Source organism: Nocardia sp. NPDC050406 (assembly GCF_044459025.1).
Classification (GTDB): Bacteria; Actinomycetota; Actinomycetes; order Mycobacteriales; family Mycobacteriaceae; genus Nocardia.
On record NZ_JBITIM010000001.1, the window covers coordinates 575,209 to 596,639 of the forward strand.

The 21,431-nt window shown below is 66.4% G+C and carries 20 protein-coding genes and 1 tRNA gene; 17 read left to right on the forward strand and 4 right to left on the reverse strand.

Annotated features, from left to right (window positions below):
- The first annotated feature begins 16 nt into the window (after positions 1 to 16).
- Together ACIBH2_RS02625 and ACIBH2_RS02630 are read left to right on the forward strand one after the other, a co-directional pair.
- Positions 17 to 90: transfer RNA gene (locus tag ACIBH2_RS02625), tRNA-Met, on the forward strand.
- Between the two features lie 198 nt (positions 91 to 288).
- Positions 289 to 651: a hypothetical protein gene (locus tag ACIBH2_RS02630; RefSeq protein ID WP_397112648.1), complete on the forward strand. Its 363-nt coding sequence runs from the start codon at positions 289 to 291 to the stop codon at positions 649 to 651.
- A 76-nt stretch (positions 652 to 727) separates the two neighbouring features.
- Here ACIBH2_RS02630 and ACIBH2_RS02635 read toward each other — a convergent pair whose 3' ends face one another.
- Both ACIBH2_RS02635 and ACIBH2_RS02640 read right to left on the reverse strand, forming a co-directional pair.
- Positions 728 to 1,657, reverse strand: coding sequence for a hypothetical protein (locus ACIBH2_RS02635; RefSeq protein WP_397112650.1), 930 nt, complete (start codon positions 1,655 to 1,657; stop codon positions 728 to 730).
- A gap of 170 nt (positions 1,658 to 1,827) precedes the next feature.
- Complete coding sequence (locus ACIBH2_RS02640; protein WP_397112652.1) at positions 1,828 to 2,727, reverse strand: MBL fold metallo-hydrolase; 900 nt, start codon at positions 2,725 to 2,727, stop codon at positions 1,828 to 1,830.
- A 104-nt stretch (positions 2,728 to 2,831) separates the two neighbouring features.
- Here ACIBH2_RS02640 and ACIBH2_RS02645 point away from each other — a divergent pair, with 104 nt between their 5' ends.
- The gene (locus tag ACIBH2_RS02645; protein ID WP_397112655.1) at positions 2,832 to 3,272 is read left to right on the forward strand and encodes a MarR family winged helix-turn-helix transcriptional regulator; all 441 of its coding nucleotides are present in this window, start codon (positions 2,832 to 2,834) and stop codon (positions 3,270 to 3,272) included.
- Here the strand turns inward: ACIBH2_RS02645 and ACIBH2_RS02650 are convergent.
- Positions 3,269 to 3,658, reverse strand: a complete 390-nt coding sequence (locus ACIBH2_RS02650) for a hypothetical protein (protein WP_397112657.1) — start codon at positions 3,656 to 3,658, stop codon at positions 3,269 to 3,271. The two genes, ACIBH2_RS02645 and ACIBH2_RS02650, sit on opposite strands and share 4 nt — an antisense overlap.
- Positions 3,659 to 4,187: 529 nt before the next feature.
- A complete protein-coding gene (locus tag ACIBH2_RS02655; protein WP_397112659.1) occupies positions 4,188 to 4,616 on the reverse strand; it encodes a CBS domain-containing protein in 429 nt (142 codons plus the stop codon).
- A 232-nt stretch (positions 4,617 to 4,848) separates the two neighbouring features.
- Here ACIBH2_RS02655 and ACIBH2_RS02660 point away from each other — a divergent pair, with 232 nt between their 5' ends.
- The 14 genes from ACIBH2_RS02660 to nuoN all read left to right on the forward strand — a co-directional run bounded on the left by ACIBH2_RS02660 (position 4,849) and on the right by nuoN (position 21,392).
- Positions 4,849 to 5,268, forward strand: a complete 420-nt coding sequence (locus ACIBH2_RS02660) for a hypothetical protein (protein WP_397112661.1) — start codon at positions 4,849 to 4,851, stop codon at positions 5,266 to 5,268.
- A gap of 303 nt (positions 5,269 to 5,571) precedes the next feature.
- The gene (locus ACIBH2_RS02665) at positions 5,572 to 5,985 is read left to right on the forward strand and encodes an NADH-quinone oxidoreductase subunit A (RefSeq protein WP_397116786.1); all 414 of its coding nucleotides are present in this window, start codon (positions 5,572 to 5,574) and stop codon (positions 5,983 to 5,985) included.
- 100 nt (positions 5,986 to 6,085) lie between these two features.
- Positions 6,086 to 6,640 carry a NuoB/complex I 20 kDa subunit family protein gene (locus tag ACIBH2_RS02670; RefSeq protein ID WP_397112663.1) on the forward strand — a complete coding sequence of 185 codons (555 nt, stop codon included), beginning with the start codon at positions 6,086 to 6,088 and terminating at the stop codon, positions 6,638 to 6,640.
- Entirely contained in the window at positions 6,637 to 7,446 is an 810-nt protein-coding gene (locus ACIBH2_RS02675; protein WP_397112665.1) for an NADH-quinone oxidoreductase subunit C, read from the forward strand. Before ACIBH2_RS02670 ends, ACIBH2_RS02675 begins: the two co-directional genes overlap by 4 nt.
- On the forward strand, positions 7,446 to 8,804 hold the full coding sequence (gene nuoD / locus ACIBH2_RS02680; RefSeq protein ID WP_397112667.1) for an NADH dehydrogenase (quinone) subunit D: 1,359 nt from the start codon (positions 7,446 to 7,448) through the stop codon (positions 8,802 to 8,804). The genes ACIBH2_RS02675 and nuoD overlap by 1 nt, the downstream gene beginning before the upstream one ends.
- Positions 8,801 to 9,496, forward strand: a complete 696-nt coding sequence (gene nuoE, locus ACIBH2_RS02685; RefSeq protein ID WP_397112669.1) for an NADH-quinone oxidoreductase subunit NuoE — start codon at positions 8,801 to 8,803, stop codon at positions 9,494 to 9,496. The genes nuoD and nuoE overlap by 4 nt, the downstream gene beginning before the upstream one ends.
- Positions 9,493 to 10,815 carry an NADH-quinone oxidoreductase subunit NuoF gene (gene nuoF, locus ACIBH2_RS02690; RefSeq protein ID WP_397112671.1) on the forward strand — a complete coding sequence of 441 codons (1,323 nt, stop codon included), beginning with the start codon at positions 9,493 to 9,495 and terminating at the stop codon, positions 10,813 to 10,815. The genes nuoE and nuoF overlap by 4 nt, the downstream gene beginning before the upstream one ends.
- Positions 10,812 to 13,274 (forward strand): NADH-quinone oxidoreductase subunit G, encoded by a 2,463-nt coding sequence (locus tag ACIBH2_RS02695; RefSeq protein WP_397112673.1) that lies wholly within the window; start codon positions 10,812 to 10,814, stop codon positions 13,272 to 13,274. The genes nuoF and ACIBH2_RS02695 overlap by 4 nt, the downstream gene beginning before the upstream one ends.
- Positions 13,267 to 15,063, forward strand: coding sequence for an NADH-quinone oxidoreductase subunit NuoH (nuoH, locus tag ACIBH2_RS02700; RefSeq protein WP_397112675.1), 1,797 nt, complete (start codon positions 13,267 to 13,269; stop codon positions 15,061 to 15,063). Before ACIBH2_RS02695 ends, nuoH begins: the two co-directional genes overlap by 8 nt.
- The gene (locus ACIBH2_RS02705; RefSeq protein ID WP_397112677.1) at positions 15,060 to 15,908 is read left to right on the forward strand and encodes an NADH-quinone oxidoreductase subunit J; all 849 of its coding nucleotides are present in this window, start codon (positions 15,060 to 15,062) and stop codon (positions 15,906 to 15,908) included. The genes nuoH and ACIBH2_RS02705 overlap by 4 nt, the downstream gene beginning before the upstream one ends.
- Positions 15,905 to 16,204 carry an NADH-quinone oxidoreductase subunit NuoK gene (gene nuoK, locus ACIBH2_RS02710; protein WP_029927508.1) on the forward strand — a complete coding sequence of 100 codons (300 nt, stop codon included), beginning with the start codon at positions 15,905 to 15,907 and terminating at the stop codon, positions 16,202 to 16,204. Before ACIBH2_RS02705 ends, nuoK begins: the two co-directional genes overlap by 4 nt.
- A 16-nt stretch (positions 16,205 to 16,220) precedes the next feature.
- Positions 16,221 to 18,092: an NADH-quinone oxidoreductase subunit L gene (gene nuoL, locus ACIBH2_RS02715; RefSeq protein WP_397116788.1), complete on the forward strand. Its 1,872-nt coding sequence runs from the start codon at positions 16,221 to 16,223 to the stop codon at positions 18,090 to 18,092.
- A 73-nt stretch (positions 18,093 to 18,165) separates the two neighbouring features.
- Entirely contained in the window at positions 18,166 to 19,788 is a 1,623-nt protein-coding gene (locus ACIBH2_RS02720) for an NADH-quinone oxidoreductase subunit M (RefSeq protein WP_397112679.1), read from the forward strand.
- Positions 19,785 to 21,392 (forward strand): NADH-quinone oxidoreductase subunit NuoN, encoded by a 1,608-nt coding sequence (gene nuoN, locus ACIBH2_RS02725; protein ID WP_397112681.1) that lies wholly within the window; start codon positions 19,785 to 19,787, stop codon positions 21,390 to 21,392. Before ACIBH2_RS02720 ends, nuoN begins: the two co-directional genes overlap by 4 nt.
- Positions 21,393 to 21,431 lie beyond the last annotated feature (39 nt).

The following is a 21,431-nucleotide window of genomic DNA, read 5'->3' on the forward strand; positions in this document are numbered from 1 at the left end:
TGTTGTCCCTACCCGACGCGGGGTGGAGCAGTTCGGTAGCTCGCTGGGCTCATAACCCAGAGGTCGCAGGTTCAAATCCTGTCCCCGCTACTAACGAAATGGCCCGAAACCTAATGGTTTCGGGCCATTTTCGCGCTGGTTCGGCATCTGCCAGTCGGTACCGCGGAATTCAGTTGATCAGTGCCGGATTGCCCGCGACACTAAGGCCGCTAAAGAACCATCGGTCACAGTGACAGATCGCCCGCCAGGCATCCAGCAGTCACGCGGCCAAACCTGGGGGGATCAATCATGCTAAGCCGCCTGTTCGCTGTCATGGCCGCATTGTTCGCAGCGGTGCTCGCAGCTCCAGTTGCACACGCCGAGTCCGTGTCTGTCGTCGGACCCATTCGCAGCGTCGTGAGCTCCGCCGCGTTGACGCTGAACTACACGTGCGATGCCACCGACCACGGCAAACTGATCGTCGTCGAGATAGAGGATCTGACAAGCAATGCGACCAGCGTCGGCTACTCCCCGGCCGCGTGTCAGGGGTACATCGCGACGGCGACTGTGATGACCGGCGTTCTGTATGGCAACCCCGGCGACTCGGTTCGCTACAAAATCAAGATGCCCGGAGGGACCGTGTCGACCGGTGAAGGCACACTCGGTTCTTAGGGCGACACCCACATCGTGACGGCACCCGCTACTGACGAAAGCGGCTCGGAACCACCAGGTTCCGAGCCGCTTTCGCTTATGCGTGCGCACCCTCGATGGCCTCCGAGGCGAGTCTCAGTTTCTCTTCGACGGTCTCCAGATCCTCGAGCAGGATTGTCAGTGCGGGTGGGAGTACGAGATCGGGGCGTGTGATCGTCATTTCCTCGACGGTTCTGGCGCGGGAGCGGGCGGCTGCGACGTAGCCCTGTAGGACGGCGATCTGGTCTTTTGGTGGGCTGTGAATGTACTTGCCCAGCAGGGCTTCCAGATCTCGGAGAGCCTTGAACGAATCGGAGGTCATGACTGTGAACGCGCCCCACAGTTCGTCTTCTCTGGGGGTGTCGAATTGGGCTGCCAGGGCTTCGTAGGTTTCGTTGCGGCGGGCTACGGCCTCGTGTAGGTCGCGTAGGGAATCTCTGAGGAGATGGCGAGCCTGCTCCGGCAGGGGGTAGCAGGGCAGCTGTGATTCTCGGCTGCCTACCGCGAGGCCGATCTGCGATGCGTTGAACATGGCGTCGTCGAGGTCCTGCATCACCACCATGATGTGGGGTGCGCTGAGGTAGAACCGCGGGGACCGGGTTTGTAGGTCGAAGTACTCGACCGCGCGGGAGGTGGCGGCGACCAGGTTTCTGATAAGCAGGGCGACCTGTTCGTGCACGCCGTCGCGGTGCAGTTTGTCTTGGTGCACCTGGTCCAGGGCGGCGGCGATCTCGGGGACGGTGCCCTCGCGAATGAGATCCAGTGCTATGTCGACGCCGTTGCGGCTGAAGGCCCGGGTGAAGCAGAAGGTGCTGATCGCCAAGGCGCAGCCGAGTACGAAGTCGGGCTGCACCTTGTAGATCGTGTGCAGGTTGCCGCGCGCCATCACCGCTACCGCGACGAGGACCCCGGCGCCGACCACGGCCCATACCACCTGGCCGCGGGTCAGCCGGAAGATCAACCTGGAGTTGGAAGGAGAAGAAGCCATGCGGCACTCCGTAATTCACCGATGTCACGGCGCTGCACGATGGCCGATCCAGCGGTGATCACCGAGCCGCGACCCCCGTCGCATTGCGGTTACAGGATACGCAGGCACCGCCCGCCCGGACCGGTGAATGATTAACAAAGCGAGCGGGTGAGGTTGCGCGGGTTCGGAATTCAGAGGAGTGGCCGCCAGAAGGTGTTGCCGTCGAGGTCTCGTTCGACCGTGCCGAAGACGACGTCGGCGAAGTGGTTGCCGAAGGCTAGGTCGCCGGAGGTGGCGAGGGTGTCGACGAGGTGGTGTCGGGCTCGGGCCGATTCGGTGCGGTCGTGGTCTACGCCGGAGGACCAGTGGGGGTGGCGGACTTGGAGTGGGGAGTGGAGGGCGTCGCCGAAGGCGAGGAGATGGTGGCCTCGGGAGGTGATGGAGAAGGTGGTGTGTCCGGGTGTGTGGCCCGGGGCTACCAGGGCTCGGACTCCGGGGAAGATCTCCTCGCCGTCGGTGATGGTGCGGACCTTCGGGGTCATGGCGGCGAGCATGTCGGCGGTGACGGCGTGGTCGGCGGAGGGGTGCCGTTGGGTCCATTCCGGTTCGGCGATCAGATAGTCCGCGGCGGTGAAGACCGGGCTGTCGGGTGCGCGATGCGCGGCCCAGCCGAGGTGGTCGCCGTGCAGGTGGGTGAAGGCAATAGCTTCGATGCGGTCGGGGGTACGGCCGAGCCGGGCCAGATTCTCCAGTAGCGCACCGCCTTCGATGGCGCCGATCAGCGGATTCTCCGGGTCGGCGGGCACCGATATGGGACCGATGCCGGAGTCGATGAGCATCGCTCGGTCGCCGAGTTCGATGAGCAGCCCGCCGATTCCGGCTACCAGGTATCCGTTGTCGTCGAGATGGTCGGCGTGCGCGCCCCAATCCTCGTCGGTGGCGTCGGGCAGCCAGCCGCGCGGTGCGAGGCCGACGGCACCGTCGGGCACATAGGTGATCGTCAACTCCCCCAACCGAATCGAACGCATCCGCGACGGCCGCCGCAAACGGTCCGCGGCGACGGTATCGAGGGAGGTGTGGAGAGAGGTCATGGTGCGAGCTCCTGCCTGTCCGTGTCGTTCCGCACAGAAGCTTAAAGTCGGAATAGTTCTAGTTGCAACTATTGCAGCTTGATGGACCCGCTAGGATGGCCCCCATGAGCACTACGCCGGAGCTGGACGCCGACGGCGTGGCCGCCGCGGAACGGGAACTGTGCGGCCTGGTCAACGCACTGGCGCAACGCATCGACAGCCACGTCCGCCTGCGCGCCACCCCGTTGGGTCTGAGCGCGCCCCAAGCGGTCGCCTTGCGCGAACTCACCGGCCCGATGACCATGCGCGAACTCGCCGAACGCATGAGCTGCGAGCCCTCCAACGCCACCTTCGTCGTCGACCGCCTCGAGCGCAGCGGCTACGTGCGGCGTCGTCCGCACCCCACGGACCGCCGCGCCAAACTCCTCGTCCTGACGCCGGAGGGCACCGCCCTGCGCGAACAGCTGCTCACCCAACTCGCCGCGGACTCTCCCCTGCAACCGCTGAGTCAGCGCGAGTTGCACACCCTCCAGCGTCTACTGGAACGCGCGGTCACCGGCGACTAGTCGACTGCCACCGTCCGCGAGCGCGCGGCCCGGCGGTCGCGCGTCATTCGCAGTCGCACCACCAGTCCCGCCAGCGCCAACACCGAGACCAGCGCGAGCGACCATGGGTCCGAGCTGTTTCCGCCCTGGTCGCTGTCGAGGGCGTGGTTGACCGCGTGGAACGAGTTCGCGAAGACGAAACCGGCCAATACCACCGCCAAGGCGTCGCGCCACCACAGTGCGCACACCATCATCAACCCGATGGCCAGCTGAAATACCCCGGCGTCGTGCAGGAAATGCTCGTGGTTGGGCCAATTCGCCCATTCGGCGAAACCGGCGGGGTCGGCCCGCATCCAGAGGCCGAACACCACCATTGTCGCGGCGGCGATCAGGGTCGCCGCCGTCACGAATGGTCCTGCGGGTACTCGTCGCGAGTTGTTCATCGGACTACTCCTCGATCCGCCCGGCCATCGGGCTCGCTCCTTGGACGAGGAGCGCGGGCGCGGCGTGACGGCGGCGCGAAATGAGCTGCGTCACAGGGAGATCGCCCGTCTTTTTTCTGATGGTCGCAGAATGAGAAGTCATCGACCGGGCGGGAGGAGAATTGTGTTCGGCCTATTCGAGTTTGCGGGTTTCGACAGGGTCGCCGGATGGAATTCTCTGGAACACCGGCGAGGAGGTATGTGATGAGGGAGATGGTGCAGAGTCCTGGGCCCAATGGGCAGGCTCATGACAACTGGAACGAAGCCGTGAATAGTGACGACGACGGCCAAGAGGGCGTCGAGAGGATCAATCACCTATAGCAGGGCTGGTGAGCCTATGCGGTATTCAGGGAGGACTCCCCCGGATTACTCCGGGGGAGTTCCGATTTCCGTACGAACTTCGCGAAATGGACTGCGACAGGTCGGCATTCGATGCGGGAATGCACGCCGTGCATCACCCGTGCAGGTAGTTGACCAGGTGTTCGCGCTCGTCCTTGAGCTCCGCGATCTGCGCTTTCACCACATCGCCGATACTGACTATGCCGATGAGACGGCCATCGGTCACCACGGGCAGATGGCGGATGCGGTGATCGGTCATGCGTTTGTTGAGGGTGGCGACGCGGTCTTCTGGACAGCACGTGTGCACCACATCGGTCATGATGTCCGAGACCGGGCGGTCGAGAATGTCGGGTCCCGAGCCGTGTAGGTGCCGCACGATATCGCGCTCGGAGACAATGCCGACCAGGTAGGTCGAGTCCGGGGAAACCACCACCGCGCCCACATTGTGGGTCGCGAGGATTTCCAGCAGCGCGCGCACCGAGGCATCGGGTGCAATCGTGACTACGTCGGAACCCTTCCTGCGCAGGATCTCGGAGATTCGCATATCTGGCCACCGCCCATGGAATTGGATCGTCGATGCTTACCAGGATCGCGCGATCGGCCGCCGGTGACCAGCAAAGATTTGCGATTCGACCCTCAAAGCCCGGATTGAGACACGACCGCGATGTCAAACGCCGCCGTTCGGGAAGCGGCCTCCCCCGCCGGGCCCACGGCGACGCGCGCGACGCGCGGTGAATGCGCGAAGCTGCCACGCGAGCGCGCCCGCGCCCCGTACCATGCGGAACGTGGCCGAAGCGAAACGTCCCGCCGCGCTGCGGGTGCTCGTGTACAGCAACGACGCCGATACCCGGAGCCAGGTGATGCTGGCCCTGGGCCGCAAACCCCATCCGGAACTGGAGCAGTTCGACTACCTAGAGGTAGCGACCGCCCCGGTGGTCATCGAGCGCCTCGATGCGGGTGAGGTCGATCTGGCGATCCTCGACGGTGAGTCCCAGCCCACCGGCGGTCTCGGCCTGGCGAAACAGCTCAAGGACGAAATCGACGGCTGCCCACCGATTGTCGTGCTCACCGGTCGCCCCGACGATGTCTGGCTGGCGAATTGGTCGCGCGCCGAGGCGGCGGTCTCGCATCCGCTGGACCCGATCCGGCTCACCGACGCGGTGGTCGGCGTGCTCCGAAACCGGTCGGCCGCCTGACTTTTCCCGCCTCCCGCTGGGCGGCCCTCGAACGTCACAGTGACGTTCGCGTACTTCGTCCGATCGGTCATGAATGACCGTTCTGAATTCGATCAAACGGCGCGCCGAAAATTCATGCATCCCAGCGTGTGAGTTGTAGGCTGTGCCCTAGCTCACACGGGTGCGAGCTCAGGTATCAGTCGAATTCGGCATCAATCCGCCGGTCCAGACCGCTCTGAGCCCATGCCCATGCGGGTGCCCTGGGGCGAGACTGGCCCGGCTTCGACGACGACGTCAGCCCGCCTCGGCAGCATGCCGTCCGAAATGCGTCAGCTCGCAAGGAGGGGTAGTGCGGTTGTGAATATCGAGGTGCCGACTCTTGTTCTCGGCGCGATCGCCGCGGCGTTCGCGCTGTTCTCCATTGGTCTCGCGGCCCTCATCGGCCCCAAGCGCTACAACCGGGCCAAGCTCGAACCCTACGAATGCGGTATCGAGCCCACCCCGCACGCCGTCGCGGGCGGTCCGGGAAACGCTGCGGGACAACGCTTTCCGGTGAAGTACTACCTCACCGCGATGCTGTTCATCATCTTCGACATCGAGATCGTGTTCCTGTACCCGTGGGCGGTGCACTTCGATTCGCTCGGCATCTTCGGCCTGGCGGCGATGGCCCTGTTCATCTTCAACGTCTCGGTGGCCTACGCGTACGAATGGCGGCGCGGCGGTCTCAGTTGGGACTGAGACAGGGTTGCGATTGAGCCGAGAACAGCAGGGCGACAGGGGAATTCCGTACAGTGCACCCCGCGCGTGCGCGGGGCTTAGCCGGGAGATGTAAGCCGAAATGGGTCTCGAGGAAAAACTGCCCAGCGGATTTCTGCTGAGCACGGTCGAAAATATGGCCGGATACCTGCGCAAGGGCTCACTGTGGCCCGCCACCTTCGGGCTGGCGTGCTGCGCGATCGAGATGATGGCCACCGGCGGCGGGCGATTCGACATCGCCCGCTTCGGTATGGAGGCGTTCCGCGCCTCGCCGCGCCAGGCCGATCTCATGATCGTGGCCGGACGGGTGAGCCAGAAGATGGCCCCCGTCCTGCGTCAGGTCTACGACCAGATGACCGAACCGAAATGGGTGCTGGCGATGGGCGTATGCGCCTCGTCCGGCGGCATGTTCAACAACTACGCCATCGTGCAGGGCGTCGACCACGTCGTTCCGGTCGACATCTACCTGCCCGGTTGCCCACCGCGGCCGGAGATGCTGTTGAACGCGATCCTGAAGCTGCACGAGAAGATTCAGGAAGCGCCGCTGGGCGTCAATCGCGAAGAGGCGATCCGGGCCGCCGAAGCCGCCGCCCTCGCCTCCACCCCGACCATTCAGATGCGGGGGTTGCTGCGATGACCTTCGATACCCCCAACAGCACCGAAAGTCCTCCGGAGGCAGCCGTGGACGAGCGTAAGCACGGCGAATCGAACGAACCCGTCGAGCCGCCACCGGCCAAGGGGCCGACGGAGGCCGAAACCGAGTCCGCCACAGTGGAACCCGATCCCGCACCCGATGAGGTCATCGGCGTGCGTCGCGGCATGTTCGGGGTCTCCGGCACCGGCGACACCTCCGGCTACGGCCGACTGGTCCGCGCGGTCAAGCTGCCGGGCGGTACCGAACCGCCGTACGGCGGCTACTTCGACGAGGTCGTCGACGCCCTGCAGGTGGCCCTGGGCGAGGTCTACGACGAGGCCATCGAGAAGATCGTGGTCTTCCGCGGCGAACTCACGCTGCACGTGCGGCGCGAACACCTGGTCGCGGTGGCCCGCGCCCTGCGCGACGATCCCGCGCTGCGCTTCGAACTGTGCCTCGGCGTCAGCGGCGTGCACTACCCCGACGACAAGGACCGCGAACTGCACGCGGTCTACCCCCTCAATTCCATCACCCACAATCGTCGTGTGCGCGTGGAGGTTTCGGCTCCCGACGCCGATCCGCACATTCCCTCGCTGTACTCCGTGTACCCCACCACGGACTGGCACGAGCGGGAGACATACGACTTCTTCGGCATCCTGTTCGACGGTCACCCCGCGCTGACCCGCATTTCGATGCCCGACGACTGGCGCGGGCACCCGCAGCGCAAGGACTACCCGCTCGGCGGAATTCCGGTCGAGTACAAGGGCGCGCGCATCCCGCCGCCCGACGAGCGGAGGGCGTACAGCTAATGAACGACATCGACACCCGGCGCACAGCTTCCGGTGCGCCGGAAACACCTGTCTCCCAGTCGGATCCGAAGCCGGAGAAGACGGTCACCCTGGTCGGCAACGACTGGGACGAGATCTCCGCCCAGCTCGACGGTGTCGCCGAGGAGCGCATCGTCGTCAATATGGGCCCGCAGCACCCCTCCACGCACGGCGTGCTGCGACTCATTCTGGAGATCGAGGGCGAGACCGTCACCGAGGCCCGCTGCGGAATCGGCTACCTGCACACCGGAATCGAGAAGAACCTCGAGTACCGGCCGTGGGTGCAGGGCGTCACCTTCGTGACGCGCATGGACTACCTGTCGCCGTTCTTCAACGAGACGGCGTACTGCCTGGCCATGGAGAAGCTCCTCGACATCACCGACGACATTCCCGAGCGCGCCAGCGTGGTTCGGGTCATGCTGATGGAGCTCAACCGCATCTCCTCGCACCTGGTGGCCCTCGCCACCGGCGGTATGGAGTTGGGCGCGCTCACGCCGATGCTCTTCGGCTTCCGCGAGCGCGAACTCATCCTCGATGTCTTCGAGACCATTACCGGTCTGCGCATGAACCACGCCTACATCCGCCCCGGCGGCCTGGCCCAGGATCTGCCCGACGACGGCGTGGACAAGGTGCGCGAACTGCTGGCCATCATGCCCAAGCGCCTGCGGGACCTGGAGTTGCTGCTCAACGAGAACCCCATCTGGAAGGCCCGCACCCGCAATATCGGCTACCTGGACCTGACCGGCTGTATGGCCCTCGGCATCACCGGCCCGGTGCTGCGCTCCACCGGCCTGCCGCACGATCTGCGCAAGGCCCAGCCGTACTGCGGATACGAGAACTACGAATTCGACGTCCAGGTCGACACCGGCTGTGACTGCTACGGCCGCTACCTCATTCGCGTGAACGAGATGAAGGAATCGCTCAAGATCGTCGAACAGTGCCTGGACAAGCTGCGCCCCGGCCCGGTCATGGTGAGCGACAAGAAGGTCGCTTGGCCCGCCGACCTGCAACTCGGTCCGGATGGACTCGGCAACTCCCCCAAGCACATCGCCAAGATCATGGGCACCTCCATGGAGGCGCTGATCCATCATTTCAAACTGACCACCGAGGGCATTCGGGTACCGCCCGGGCAGGTGTACACGGCGGTGGAATCCCCGCGCGGCGAGCTCGGCGTGCACATGGTGAGCGACGGCGGCACCCGCCCGTACCGCGTGCACTACCGCGACCCCTCGTTCACGAATCTGCAAGCGGTGGCGGCGATGTGCGAGGGCGGCATGGTCGCCGACGTCATCGCCTCCGTGGCCAGTATCGACCCGGTGATGGGCGGAGTGGACCGATGACCGAGATTCTGCTGAACCTGACGACCCGCCCCATCCCCTACCCGCAGCAGGTGCACGACCGGTTGCAGGGGGAAGCTGCGGAGATCATTGCCCGCTACCCGCATCCGCGGTCGGCGCTGCTGCCGCTGCTGCACCTCGTGCAGTCGGTGGAGGGCTATGTCTCGGGCACCGGTATCGAATTCTGTGCCGAGCAGTTGGGTCTGACCGATGCCGAGGTGACCGCCGTGGCCACCTTCTACTCCATGTACCGGCGCACGCCGACCGGCGACTACCACGTCGGCGTGTGCACGAACACGCTGTGCGCGGTCATGGGCGGCGACGAGATCCTCGCGAACCTGAAGCAGCACTTGGGTATCAAGCACGGCGAGACCACCGCCGACGGCGCGGTCACCCTCGAGCACATCGAGTGCAACGCGGCCTGCGATTACGCCCCGGTGGTCATGGTGAACTGGGAGTTCTTCGACAACCAGACGCCGGAATCCGCCCGGGCGCTCGTCGACGCGCTGCGCCGTGGCGAGCGGGTCACCGGTTCGCGCAGCGGTGCGCCGCTGTGCACCTTCCGCGAAACCGCCCGCATTCTCGCCGGATATCCGGACCAGCGGCCGAATGCCAACGACGGCAAGCCCGGTCCGGCAACCCTTGCCGGTTTGCACGCGGTGCAAGAGAACTCGACCGACGGAGGAGCGCAGTGACCCTGACGCCGGTGCTCACCCGCCACTGGGCGGAACCCGAATCGTGGACCCTGAAGAATTACCGCCGCCAGGAGGGCTACCGGGCGCTGCCGAAGGCGCTGCGCATGCACCCGGACGAGGTCATCGCCACCGTCAAGGACGCGGGGCTGCGCGGCCGCGGCGGCGCGGGCTTCCCCACCGGCATGAAATGGGGCTTCATCCCCCAGGGCCCCGGGCCCGACGGGATCGAGAAGCCGCACTATCTGGTGGTCAACGCCGATGAGTCGGAACCCGGCACCTGCAAGGACATTCCGCTCATGCTGGCCAGCCCGCACATGCTCATCGAGGGCGTGATCATCGCGGCCTACGCGATTCGGGCCTCGCATGCCTTCATCTATCTGCGCGGTGAAGTGCTGCCGGTACTGCGGCGCTTGCAGACCGCCGTCGACGAGGCGTACGAGGCGGGCTATCTCGGCCGCAATATCCTCGGCTCCGGCTACCACCTCGAGGTGATCGTGCACGCCGGGGCGGGCGCGTACATCTGCGGCGAGGAGACGGCGCTGCTGGATTCGCTCGAGGGCCGTCGTGGCCAGCCTCGGCTGCGTCCGCCGTTCCCCGCCGTCGCCGGGCTCTACGCCTGCCCGACCGTGGTGAACAATGTGGAATCCATTGCCTCCGTGCCCACCATCCTCGCCAATGGGGTGGAGTGGTTCCGAGGCTTCGGCACCGAGAAGTCGCCGGGCACCACGATCTACTCGCTCTCCGGTCACGTGACGCGACCCGGCCAGTACGAAGCGCCGCTGGGAATCACCTTGCGGGAGTTGCTGTCCTACGCGGGCGGCATCCGCAAGGGGCACAAGCTCAAGTTCTGGACCCCGGGCGGATCCTCGACCCCGCTGTTCACCGACGAACACCTCGATATCGCACTGGATTACGAGGGCGTCGCCGCCGCGGGCTCGATGCTCGGCACCAAGGCCCTCCAGATCTTCGACGAGACGACATGTGTGGTGCGCGCGGTGCTGCGCTGGACCGAGTTCTACGCCCACGAGTCCTGCGGCAAGTGCACACCCTGCCGCGAGGGCACCTACTGGCTCGTCCAGCTGCTCGAGCGCCTGGAATCCGGCCAGGGTCACAGCACCGACCTCGACAAGCTCATGGATATCGCCGACAACATCAACGGCAAATCCTTCTGCGCCCTCGGCGACGGTGCCGCCAGCCCGATCTTCTCCTCGCTCAAATACTTCCGGGACGAGTACGTCGACCACATCCGGTACGGCGCATGTCCGCTCGATCCGACCCGGACCACGGCCTGGGCCGATACCGCTGAAGGAGCGCGATGACCGCGACAGTCAGCACCAACGACAGTGACACCGCCCCAGCGGATCTGGTGAGCGTCACCATCGACGGCACCACCATCAGCGTCCCCGCGGGCACCCTCATCATTCGCGCCGCCGAACTCATCGGCGTGCAGGTGCCGCGCTTCTGCGACCACCCGCTGCTCGACCCGGTGGGCGCGTGCCGCCAGTGCATCGTCGAGGTGGAGGGCCAGCGCAAGCCGGTGGCCTCCTGCACCATGGCGGTCTCCGACGGCATGGTGGTGCACACCCAGCTCTCCTCCCCCGTCGCCGCGAAAGCGCAAGAGGGCGTGATGGAGCTGCTGCTCATCAACCACCCGCTGGACTGCCCGGTCTGCGACAAGGGCGGTGAATGCCCGCTGCAGAACCAGGCCATGTCCAATGGCCGCGCCGAGTCCCGGTTCGAGGGTGAGAAGCGCACCTACCCCAAGCCGATACCGCTCTCCACGGCCATCCTGCTGGACCGGGAGCGCTGCGTGCTCTGTGCGCGCTGCACCCGATTCGCCTCGCAGGTCGCCGGTGATCCCTCCATCGAATTGATGGAACGCGGTGCGGTGGAACAGGTCGGCATCGCCCAGGGCGAGAGCTTCGACTCCTACTTCTCCGGCAATACCGTGCAGATCTGCCCGGTGGGCGCACTCACTGGCAGCACCTACCGGTTCCGGGCGCGGCCGTTCGATCTGGTGTCGAGCCCGGCGGTGTGCGAGCACTGCGCCTCGGGCTGTGCCCAGCGCACCGACCACCGACGCGGAAAGGTCATGCGGCGCTTGGCCGGTGACGATCCGCAGGTCAACGAGGAATGGAACTGCGACAAGGGTCGCTTCGCCTTCACCTACGCCACCGAGCGGGATCGGCTGACGACACCGATGGTGCGCGGCTGGGACGGGCGGCTGGCTCCGGCGTCGTGGTCCGAGGCGCTCGCCGCGGCGGCGGCCGGAATGGCTGGCGCGCACGGCAATGCGGCCGTTCTGGTCGGCGGCCGCGTCACCCTGGAGGACGCCTACGCGTACTCCAAGTTCGCGCGCGTCGCCCTGGGCACCAATGACATCGACTTCCGCGCCCGCGACCACTCCGCCGAGGAGGCCGACTTCCTCGCGGCCCGCGTTGCCGGACAAGGGATCACGGTCGACTACGGTGCGCTGGAGCAGGCTCCGGCGGTGCTGCTCGTCGGATTCGAGCCCGAGGAAGAGTCGCCCATCGTGTACCTGCGACTGCGCAAGGCGGTCCGCAAACGCGGTACGGCGATCTTCGCGCTCGCGCCCTACCGGACCCGTGGGCTGGAACGCATGTCGGGACAGTGGCTGCCGACCACGCCGGGAGCCGAGCCGCACATTCTCGAGGCACTGCGGGGCGGAGAAACCACGGGGATCATCGAACCCGTACTCGCCCAGCATATTTCGGGCCTTCTGCGCCAGCCCGGCGCGGTGATCATGGTCGGTGAACGTCTCGCCGGAGCCCCCGGCGGACTCTCCGCGGCCACCCGGCTCGCCGAGGACACCGGGGCGCTGCTCGCCTGGGTGCCGAGGCGCGCGGGTGAGCGCGGGGCCATCGAGGCCGGTGCCCTGCCGGTGCTGCTGCCCGGCGGCCGCCCCGTCGCCGATCCGCATGCGCGCCACGAGGTTCGCGACGCCTGGAATGTCGAGGACCTCCCGGCGACCCCGGGGCGCGATACCGCCGGAATCCTCGCTGCCGCACCGACTCTCGGCGCACTCGTGATCGGCGGCGTGGAGGTCGGCGATCTGCCCGACCCGCACGGCGCGCTGGCCGCCATCGACTCCGCTCGGTTCGTGGTGAGCCTAGAACTGCGCCACAGCGATATCACCGGTCGCGCCGATGTGGTGTTCCCCGTGGCCTCCGCCATGGAGAAGGCGGGCACCTTCCTCACCTGGGAGGGTCGCCACCGGCCGTTCGAGGCGGCCCTGGGTGATGCGACGCTGCGCCGTCAGGCCGCGCCGCTGCCGGAGTACCGGGTGCTCGATGCGATCGCCTCGGAAATGGGTATCGCCCTGGGCGTTCCGGACGCCGCCCACGCCCGCGCCGAACTGGCCGACCTCGGCGTCTGGTCGGGCCCGGCGGCCGCCGCCTCCGTGCACCGGCCGCATCCCGTACCGCAGCCGTCCTCGGGCACCGCCATCCTGTCGGGGTGGCGCATGCTCATCGACCGCGGTCGGCTCCAGGACGGTGAACCCAATCTGGCCGGGACCGCCCGAACCCCCGTGGTGCGGCTGTCCCAGCGGACCGCCGCCGAAATCGGCGTCACCACCGGCGATCCGGTGACGGTCGGCACCGACCACGGCCACATCACACTGCCCCTCGTGATCACCGATATGCCCGATCGCGTCGTGTGGCTGCCCATGAACTCCCCCGGCTCCGATGTGCTCGTGCAACTCGGCACGACCCCGGGCCACCTGGTACGTATCCGACGGGAGGACCACCGTGAGTGATCTGAGCATCTTCGGCCACGATCCCTGGTGGCTGGTCCTCCTCAAATCGGTGTTCATCTTCGTGTTCCTGCTGCTCACCCCCATGCTGGCGGTGTACGCGGAACGCAAGATCGTGGCCTTCATGCAGATGCGCGTCGGCCCCAACCGGGTCGGTCCGCGCGGCACCCTGCAGTCCATCGCCGACGGCGTGAAGATGCTCCTCAAAGAGGACATCATCCCCGCCATCGTGGACAAGCCCATCTTCATTCTCGCCCCGGTCATTTCGCTGATCCCGGCGGTCATGGCGTTCGCGGTGATTCCGTTCGGCCCCGAGGTGAGCATCTTCGGCGAGACCACCGCATTGCAGCTCACCGATATGCCGGTGGGTGTGCTCTACATCCTGGCCATGGCCTCGGTGGGCGTATACGGAATCGTGTTGGCGGGCTGGGCCTCCGGGTCAACCTATCCGCTGCTCGGCGGATTGCGCTCGACCGCGCAGGTCATCTCCTACGAGATCGCCATGGCGCTGTGCTTCGCGGGCGTGTTCCTGCTGGCGGGCACCATGTCCACCTCCGGCATCGTGGAGGCCCAGTACGGCACCTGGTACGTCTTCCTGCTGCTGCCGTCGTTCCTCATCTACGCGGTCTCCATGGTCGGCGAGACCAACCGTGCGCCCTTCGATCTGCCCGAGGCCGAGGGTGAGCTGGTCGGCGGTTTCCACACCGAGTACTCCTCGCTCAAATTCGCCATGTTCATGATGGCGGAGTACATCAATATGGCGACGGTGTCGGCGCTGGCCACCACGCTGTTCTTCGGCGGCTGGCACGCGCCGTTCCCGATCAGCCTCTGGGAGGGCGCGAACTCCGGCTGGTGGCCCATGCTGTGGTTCACCGCCAAGGTGTGGGCGTTCCTGTTCGTGTTCATCTGGCTGCGCGGCACGCTGCCGCGACTGCGCTACGACCAGTTCATGAATCTCGGCTGGAAGCTGCTGATTCCGGTCTCGCTGGCCTGGGTCATGTACGTCGCCACGCTGCGGGTGCTCCAGAACGAGGGCATGAACGTGCAGACGCCGGGCATGGTGATCGGCGGCATCGTGGTCACACTGCTCATGTTGGCGCTGGTTGTCCGAGCCGGACACGCGGGCGACGACCGCACCCAGGCCGCGCCGGATCCCGATGCGACGCGGATGTATTCGGACTTCCCCGTCCCGCCCATGCCCACCGAACCGGCCAAGGCCGCCGCGAAACCCGGTCTGCTGACGCCGTTCGCGGGTTTCTGGGTGACCTTCTCCACCATGTTCAAGAAGCCCAATACCGAGCTGTACCCGGAAGTGAAGGTGCCCACCGCACCGCGCTATCACGGACGGCATCAGCTCAACCGGCATCCGGACGGGTTGGAGAAGTGCATCGGCTGCGAGCTGTGCGCCTGGGCCTGCCCGGCCGACGCCATCTATGTTGAGGGCGCGGACAACACCGAGGAGGAGCGCTTCTCTCCCGGTGAGCGCTACGGGCGGGTCTACCAGATCAACTACCTGCGCTGCATCGGCTGCGGCCTGTGCATCGAAGCCTGCCCGACGCGGGCGTTGACCATGACCAACGAGTACGAGTTGGCCGACGACAACCGCGCGGACCTGATCTTCGAGAAGGCGGATCTGCTGGCCCCGCTGCGCACGGGCATGTACCCGCCGCCGCATCCCATGTACCCGGGTGCGGACGAGGGCTCCTACTACCGCGGCGAAGTGCCCGGCGCGACAACCGAATCCGCACCGCGCGAGCCCGCGGCGGTCGGCGCGGAAGGAGAGGTTCGATGAATTCCCTTCTCGCCCAAGCCCAACCGGCCATGACCCAGACCTCCACCGGGGAGGCCGTGCTGTTCTGGGTCCTCGCGGCCATCGCGGTGGCCGGAGCGCTGGGCATGGTGTGCGCACCCAAGGCGGTGCATTCGGCGCTGTGCCTGGCCGCCACCATGATCTCGCTGTCGGTGTTCTACATCGCCCAGGAGGCGCTGTTCCTGGGCGTGGTGCAGATCGTCGTCTACACCGGCGCGGTCATGATGCTGTTCCTGTTCGTGCTCATGCTCGTCGGCGTCGACTCCTCCGAATCGTTGCGCGAGACCCTGCGCGGGCAGCGCATCGCGGTGCTGGTGGTCGGTATCGGTTTCGGGTTGATTCTCATGGCCGCCATCTCCCGCGGCATGAACGAGAACAGCGTCGCCACAACGGGTCCCGGCCTCGGCGGCGACAATATGATCGGCGCGCTCGCGGAGCTGATCTTCGTGCGCTACGTGTGGGCGTTCGAGCTCACCGGCGCGCTGCTGATCACCGCCACCATCGGCGCCATGGTGCTGGCCCATCGCGAGAAGTTCGGGCCGCGCACCGATCAGCGGGAACTGTCCAAACAGCGCTTCCGGGACGGCAAGCAGGTCACGCCGCTGCCCACACCCGGTGTCTACGCCCGCCACAATGCCGTCGACGCTCCGGCGCGACTGCCCGACGGCTCCTTCGCGGAACTGTCGGTCAGCACCATCCTGCGGCACCGGCGCGACCGCGCCCACACCGAAGCCGCGGCGCTCTCCGTGGGCAACGGCAATGGGAACAGCAACGGGCACAACCACTCCGACGACTCGCGCACGGCTGACGAGGAAGGCTTGCGGTGAATCCGGACAACTACCTGTATCTCTCCGCACTACTGTTCACCATCGGCGCGGCCGGGGTGTTGGTGCGGCGCAATGCCATTGTGGTGTTCATGTGCATCGAGCTCATGCTCAATGCGGTGAACCTGGCCTTCGTCACCTTCGCGCGCCAGCACGGGAACCTCGACGGGCAGGTGTTCGCCTTCTTCACCATGGTGGTGGCGGCGGCCGAAGTCGTTGTTGGGCTTGCCATCATCATGACCATCTTCCGTGCCCGCCGCTCGACCTCGGTCGACGACGCGAATCTGCTGCGGTACTGATATGGACGCACAGATGATGCTGTGGCTGCTGCCCGCACTGCCCCTCGGCGGTGCCGTATTCCTCCTGCTGCTCGGCCGCTCCACCGACAAATGGGGTCACTGGGTCGGGACGTTGATGGCCCTGGCCTCCTTCGGCGTCGCAGCCTGGGCGTTCGTGGAGATGCTCGGTCGCGCCGACGCCGACCGCGCGATCCACGAATCGCTGTTCAGCTGGGCGCCCGTCACGGGGCTGAGCGTGGACTTCGCGCTGCAACTCGATCAGCTCTCGATGTGCTTCGCGCTCTTGATCACCGGTGTGGGCTCGCTCATCCACATCTATTCGATCGGGTACATGAAGGGCGATCCGGCGCGACGACGGTTCTTCAGCTACCTGAACCTGTTCCTCGCCGCCATGCTGGTGCTGGTGCTGGCGGACAACTTCCTGGTGCTCTACCTCGGCTGGGAAGGCGTGGGCCTGGCGTCGTACCTGCTCATCGGATTCTGGTCGCACAAGCCCTCCGCCGCCGCGGCCGCCAAGAAGGCGTTCATCGTCAACCGCGTCGGCGATATGGGTCTGGCCATCGCGCTGATGATCATGTTCGCGACCTTCGGCAGCGTCGACTACCAGACGGTGTTCGGGGCGGCCGAGGCCGCCGGACAGGGCACGCTCACCGCCATCGGCCTGCTGCTTCTGCTCGGCGCGTGCGGCAAATCCGCGCAGGTGCCGCTGCAGTCCTGGCTCGGGGACGCCATGGAGGGTCCGACCCCGGTGTCGGCGCTCATCCACGCGGCCACCATGGTCACCGCGGGTGTGTACCTCATCGCGCGGTCCAATCCGATCTTCGATCTGGCGCCCGGCGCGCAGGCCGCGGTCATGGCCGTCGGTGCGGTGACCCTGCTGTACGGCGCGATCATCGGCTGCGCCAAGGACGACATCAAGAAGGCGCTCGCCGCCTCGACCATGAGCCAGATCGGCTACATGATCCTGGCGGCGGGATTGGGGCCGGTCGGCTACGCGGCGGCCATCATGCACCTGCTGACGCACGGCTTCTTCAAGGCCGGGCTGTTCCTCGGTGCGGGATCGGTCATGCACGCCATGAACGACGAGACCGATATGCGGCGCTACGGCGCGCTGCGCAAGGTCATGCCGGTCACCTACATCACCTTCGGGCTCGGGTATCTCGCGATCATCGGGGTGCCGCCGTTCGCCGGATTCTTCTCCAAGGACCGGATCATCGAATCGGCCTTCGCGCACGGTGGTTGGGGCGGCTGGGTCACCGGTATCGCGGCTCTGGTGGGTGCGGGTGTGACGGCGTTCTACATGACCCGCGTCATGCTGTTGACCTTCTTCGGTGAGAAGCGGTGGCACGAGGACGCGCATCCGCACGAGGCTCCGGCGAGTATGACCGGTCCGATGATTCTGCTGGCGCTGGGTTCGGTGGGATCCGGTGCGGCGCTGGCTTTCGGTTCCTCGCTACAGAATTGGCTCGCGCCGGTGGTCGGCGCGCATCATGGCGAACCGGTCATTCCGATCTGGATGATCACCTTCTTCGCCCTCGCCGTGGTCGCGGCGGGTGTGTGGGTGGCCTACGACCAGTACGCCAAGCGTGAGGTGCCGGTGGTCGCGCCCGCCGGGAACGCGCTCACCGTCGCCGCGCGCCGCGATCTCTACCACGATGCGGTGAACGAGGCGGCGTTCATGCGGCCCGGTCAGCATCTGACCCGTTCGCTGGTGTTCCTCGACAATCGCGGAATCGACGGCCTGGTGAACACCACCGCCGCCGTCATCGGCGGCACGTCCGCGCGAATCCGGCGGGTGCAAACCGGATTCGTGCGGTCCTACGCCCTGTCCATGTTCACCGGCGCGGCCCTGGTGGCTGCCGCCCTGCTGGCGGTGAGGATCCTGTGAGTGAGCTTGCGAACGAACCATTGGCACTGCGAGCATCGCTCGCGGCGACGCCGAGCGCCAGCGAGGTGGCGGCGTGAGCGAGTTTCCTTGGCTGACAACGCTGTGGGTGACCCCGCTCGTGGGTGCCGCAGTCACCTTGCTGTTTCCCGGAGCCTGGCGGACGGCGGCGCGGGTATGGGCGCTGATCGTCTCGCTCGGCACCCTGGGCGTGGGTATCTACCTCGCGACCCAGTTCGTGCCGGGCAGTGGTGAGCACTTCCAGTTCGTCGAATCCCATAAGTGGATACCGGCTTTCGGGGCCGGATACACGGTCGGGCTGGACGGCATCGGGCTCGTGCTGGTGTTGCTCACCGCCGGGCTGGTGCCGCTGCTGATCATCGCCGGATGGAACGACGAGCGCGAGGTCGGCAGTTCGCGGCGGGTGGCGCATCACTACATGGCGCTCACCCTGGTGGTGGAGGGCATGGTGCTCATCTCCTTCACCGCCCTCGACATTCTGCTGTTCTACGTGTTCTTCGAGGTCATGCTCATTCCGATGTACTTCCTCATCGGTGGGTTCGGGCCGAAGACCGCGGATGCGGTGCTGCGCCAGCAGCGCTCGCGCGCGGCGGTGAAGTTCCTGCTGTACAACCTGTTCGGCGGATTGATCATGCTCGCCGCGGTGATCGGGCTGTATGTGCTCACCGTGCGGGAGGGTATCGGCGGCAGCTCCGGGACCTTCGATTTCCGGCTCGTGATGGAGGCCGCCAACTCCGGGCAGCTCGGGGCCGGGCCCGCCGTCCTCAATGCCATCTTCCTCGGATTCATGTTCGCCTTCGCGGTGAAGGCTCCGCTGTGGCCGCTGCACACCTGGCTGCCGGACGCGGCCGTCGCGGCGACACCGGCCAGCGCGGTGCTCATGATGGCCGTCGTCGACAAGGTCGGAACCTTCGGCATGCTGCGGTACTGCCTGCTGCTGTTCCCTTCGGCCTCTTCGACTTACGCACCGGTGATCAGCGTGCTGGCGGTGATCGGGATCATCTATGGCGCGCTGCTGGCCATCGGGCAGACCGATGTCATGCGGCTCATCGCCTACACCTCGATCTCGCACTTCGGGTTCATCATCCTGGGCATTTTCGCCATGACCAACCAGGGTGGGTCCGGGGCGACGCTGTACATGGTCAATCACGGGATCTCGACGGCGGCGCTGTTCCTGATCGCGGGATTCCTGGTGTCGCGGCGGGGAACCCGGATCATCGCCGAGTACGGCGGGGTGCAGAAGGTCGCGCCGGTGCTGGCGGGAACCTTCCTCATCGCCGGTCTCGCCACGCTGTCACTGCCGGGTCTGGCACCGTTCATCAGCGAATTCCTGGTGCTCATCGGCACATTCACGCGCTACCCGGTGGCGGCCATCTTCGCGGCCAGCGCGCTGGTGCTGGCCGCGCTGTACGTGCTGTGGATGTACCAGCGCATGATGACCGGGCCGGTGAAGGAGGGCAGCGACAAGATCTACGATCTGCTGCCGCGTGAGCTCGTCGTGGTGGTGCCGCTGGTCGGGGCGCTGTTGTTCCTCGGCGTCTACCCGAAACCCGTGCTGGACACCATCGATCCGGCCGTGGCGCGGACCTTGACCACCATCGGCAAACAGGATCCGGTACCGGCCGTGCAGCCGGAGGCGGCACCCGGTTCCTCGACGCACGGAGGTACGCACAAGTGAGCACTCCTCTGATTCTCGCGGCCTCGGTGCCCGCGCCGAGTATCGAGTACCGGGACCTGTCCCCGATGCTCATCGTGTTCGGTGTGGCCGTGGTCGCCGTGCTGGTGGAAGCGTTCCTGCCCAGGCCGGTTCGGTATCCGGTGCACCTGGCGCTCGGGCTCGGCGGACTGGCGGTCGCGTTGGGCGCGGTGATCGGGTTACGCGGCACCGAGGCGACGGCGGTGGTGGGTGCGGTCGCCATCGACGGAGTGACGCTGTTCTTGCAGGGCACGATCCTGGTGGTGTCGATTCTCGGACTGCTGTTCATGGCCGAGCGGCGGGCGGACCGCATGTCCGTTCGGCGTGAGGGGCCCGGCACGTGGAGCCTCACTGCCTCCAAGGGCGTCGATGCGTTCACGCCGCAAGCTGCCGCCACCCCGGGCAGCTCCGACGAAATCGCCGCCACCAAGGCGGGAGTCGCGACCACCGAGGTCTTCCCGCTCATGCTCTTCGCGGTCGCCGGGCTCATGCTCTTCCCGGCCTCCAACGATCTGCTGACCATGTTCATCGCGCTCGAGGTGCTGTCGTTGCCGCTGTATCTGCTGTGCGGGTTGGCGCGGCGGCGGCGACTGCTCTCGCAGGAATCGGCGTTGAAGTACTTCCTGCTGGGCGCGTTCTCGTCGGCGTTCTTCCTGTACGGGATGGCGTTGCTGTACGGGTACGCGGGAACGGTGCGGTTCTCCGGGATCGCCGATGCCGTGGCGCGTGATTCCGGCGACCGCACGCTCGCCGTGCTCGGTGTGGCGCTGTTGGCGGTCGGTCTGCTCTTCAAGATCGGTGCGGTGCCATTCCAGTCCTGGGTGCCCGACGTCTATCAGGGTGCGCCGACACCCGTCACCGGATTCATGGCCGCCGCGACGAAGATCGCGGCAGTCGGTGCGTTGTTGCGCGTGCTGTACGTGGGAGTGCCTGGCCTGCGCGATGATTGGCGACCCATCCTCGCCGCCATCGCGATTGCCACCATGGTCGTCGGCGCGGTCCTGGCCATCACGCAGACCGATATGAAGCGCATGCTCGCCTACTCCTCGGTCGCGCACACCGGTTTCATCCTCACGGCTCTGGTCGCCGCGAATACCGAGGGCGTCTCGTCGGTGCTGTTCTACCTGGTGGCCTACGGCCTCGGCACCGTCGGCGCGTTCGCGGTGGTGAGCCTGGTCCGAGACGCCAATGGCGATGAGGCCACCGACCTCCCGTCCTGGGCCGGTCTGGGCCGCCGCTCCCCCTGGCTCGCCTCGATCTTCGCGCTGTTCCTGCTGTCGTTCGCGGGCATCCCACTCACCAGCGGCTTCGTCAGCAAGTTCGCCGTCTTCAATGCCGCCGCCTCCGGCGGCGCGACCGCTCTCGTCATAGTCGGCGTCCTCAGCTCCGCCGTAGCCGCCTTCTTCTACGTCCGCGTGATCGTCCTCATGTTCTTCACCGACCCCCCGACCACTCCACCGAATCTCGTCTACCCCACCCTGACCACCACGGTCATCGCGGTCACCGCCGCAGCGACCCTGGTGTTGGGCATCTTCCCCCAACCTCTGCTCGAATTGGCCCAGGACGCCGCCACATTCGTGCGGTAGACACCGCTCGAAGGAAGGGGCCCCGGCATTCGCCGGGGC